General features: G+C 45.2%; 2 protein-coding genes. Both read left to right on the forward strand.

The annotated features are described in order from the left end of the window. Window positions 1-399: 399 nt before the first annotated feature. On the forward strand, window positions 400-1,278 hold the full coding sequence (locus VN105_RS21675) for a rhomboid family intramembrane serine protease (RefSeq protein ID WP_325644123.1): 879 nt from the start codon (window positions 400-402) through the stop codon (window positions 1,276-1,278). 36 nt (window positions 1,279-1,314) lie between these two features. Beyond that, window positions 1,315-2,538, forward strand: coding sequence for a 4-hydroxy-3-methylbut-2-enyl diphosphate reductase (locus VN105_RS21680; RefSeq protein ID WP_325644125.1), 1,224 nt, complete (start codon window positions 1,315-1,317; stop codon window positions 2,536-2,538). Window positions 2,539-2,943: the final 405 nt, after the last annotated feature.

Consider the following 2,943-nt stretch of genomic DNA (forward strand, 5'->3'; position numbering starts at 1 on the left):
TGTTGTTCAGCGTTTTGTTCGTTAGAAATGTTGTTTTCGCTCATAAAAATTAAAAATTTTACCCGGAATACCCGGATACCCTGTTTTATGGGACGGCAAAAATACGAAAAAATACCCGTTTATACGTATTTTTATTGAAGAAAATCAACGTTCGCTGCGGTATGGAACGGCCTTTTCAGATATTTTTAAAATGTATTATTAATAATTTTACTACGACAAAAAATTGAACTGCATAAACGGGCATTTTTTTTGACACCGGAAGAACCGGCAGCCGGATTAATTGTTGTTAACAGGAGAGGGGAAAAGTGATATTCATTTGCAGTGAACGCGCTTATTTTTCCTGCATTCAAAATGTTAAATACAATTATTAAATCCCGGATTTTATTTTAATTTGTATATATGAACGGGACCTCATTTCAATCGGATATTCGTTACTGGCTAAGGCAAGGAAACACAGTCAACCATTTGCTTTTCTGGAATATCGTCGTTTTCCTGGGATTAAATATTCTGCGACTTATTGCGTTCATCACCAAACAGCCCACTCCTTTTGACTGGACTTACGAGCAACTGGCCATGAACGTGCCGCTGAGCGCATTTATACTAAAGCCCTGGGGACTGGTTACTTACATGTTCACCCATGTAGGGATTTTCCATGCCCTTTTTAACATGATCAACCTGTACTGGTTCGGTAACCTGTTCAGGGATTTCCTCGGCAACAAACGGGTGCTGCCCCTTTACCTGTTAGGCGGTATTGCCGGCGGGCTTTTGTACCTGCTGAGTGCCAGCCTTTTCCCCGGATATGTGGGAACTACCATGGTGGGCGCTTCCGCCGCCATCATGTGTATCCTGGTGGCTGCCGCCACACTGATGCCCAATTTCGAGATCGGCCTCATGTTCCTGGGCAGCGTAAAATTGAAATGGCTGGCCATGGCCCTGGTGCTGCTGGGACTGATTTCCATCCCTGATGGTAATATCGGTGGATTGATTTCCCACATGGGAGGATCCCTGCTCGGCTTTCTTTATGTGCGTATACTGCAGGCAGGCACAGACCTGTGCCAGCCCCTGATATGGCTGTTCGATTTCAATAACCGCCGCCAGCAACAGCCTGTTACCCGTAAATTCAAACCCAGGAAATCGCCGCTGAAAGTGGTTAAAAAAGCGGAAGATAAAGACCCTTCCAGGCTGGATCAACTGCTGGATAAAATTAATGAAAAAGGCTACAACAGCCTCAGTGCAGAAGAAAAAGCATGGCTGGACAAAGTGAGCAAAGAAAACTGATTAACTTTGTCCTTTAATTTTCCGTTATTCTAACACATGAAAACATTTAACGTTCCGGTTATATATCGCAGTCCGCTGATCAGCGCCATCAAAAACCAGCGCAAACAGCAGGACCGCATGAAAAAGGACTTCACTCCCACTGAGCTTGACTTTGGTCCTGTGAGGATTTTACTGGCCAGGCACTTCGGGTTCTGTTACGGCGTGGAAAACGCCATTGAAATTGCCTTTAAAACAGTAGATGAAAATCCCGGCAAACGGATCTTCCTCCTTAGTGAAATGATCCACAACCCGCATGTGAACAACGACCTGCTGGACCGTGGCGTTCAGTTTATTATGGATACAGCAGGCAAACAGCTGGTTCCCTGGGAAAGCCTGCAACCGGATGACATTGTGATCATCCCTGCATTTGGCACTACCCTTGAAACTGAACGGCAACTGGCCTCACTGGGTATTGAACCGCTTAAATACAACACTACCTGCCCGTTTGTGGAAAGGGTATGGAACAAGGCGGACCAGATCGGTAAGAAAAACTATACCGTAATAGTACACGGCAAACCCAAACACGAGGAAACGAGGGCCACTTTTTCACATAGCGCCTCCGGCACTCCTACCGTGGTGGTAAAAGATATCAAAGAAGCGGAACTGCTGGCGGAATTTATTACCGGTCAGCGCTCCCCGGACGGGTTTAACGCCCTCTTCAAAGGTCAGTATTCACCCGGATTCAACCCGGCGACTGACCTCCAACGCGTAGGCGTGGTCAATCAAACCACCATGCTGGCCACCGAAACACAGGCGATTGCCGACTATATCCGGCAGGTGATGATAACGCATTTCCAGCTAACAGAAGCCACTGCCGGAGAACGTTTTGCTGATACCCGCGACACCCTCTGTTATGCTACGAACGACAACCAGACTGCCGTTACCGGTATGTTGCAGGAACCTGCCGACCTGGCAATAGTGGTGGGCGGATACAACAGCTCCAATACATCGCATCTCGTGGAACTGTGTGAAGAAAAATTGCCCACTTATTTTATTTCATCTCCTGAAAAAATACTATCCGCAAATGCTGTCAACCACTGGGATTTTCATCATAAAGAAGAGATCCGCCACGATAGTTTTTTACCGGAAAAAGAAAAGGTAACGATCCTGCTCACCAGTGGCGCATCCTGCCCGGATGCTCTCGTTGAAGGGGTCATACGCCGGCTGCTTTCCTTTTACCAACTGGAACATAAAGCAGATGAAATGGCTATAATTGATTAAAATCGTCTATCTGTATAATACTGGCTTAAAATCAGTATAACAAAAAAGACACCAAACGGTGTCTTTTTTCTTTGGGGCTAATCACGCTAGTAATGCAGAGTATAAAATCTTTATATTGCGGTTATATTGAAATCGTAATTCAAAAGTAGTTTATCTGCAATATGCCCGCAATAGCCATTTATTATATGGTAGGTAATTAATCATAACTGGCATAAAAACGAATAAAATCGGAATGCTGCTTTAAGAATCCGCTGAAAATCACCGCTTAAAACTGCATAGCCTTTTTCAGAAAGTCTGCTTTGCGTCTCCTGGACACTTCCACCTGCGTACCATCACTCATGAGTGCAAATCCGCCCTCACCCTGGATATAAGACTGCATTTGCTGCATATTTATCAGGTGGGAAT

The sequence above is a fragment of the Chitinophaga sp. genome (genome assembly GCF_035564935.1).
Classification (GTDB): Bacteria; Bacteroidota; Bacteroidia; order Chitinophagales; family Chitinophagaceae; genus Chitinophaga.

Excerpts from the sequence above, each read along its gene's own strand:
- VN105_RS21675 (WP_325644123.1), top strand. The coding sequence starts at position 400 with ATGAACGGGACCTCATTTCAATCGGATATTCGTTACTGGCTAAGGCAA.
- VN105_RS21680 (WP_325644125.1), top strand. The coding sequence starts at position 1,315 with ATGAAAACATTTAACGTTCCGGTTATATATCGCAGTCCGCTGATCAGC.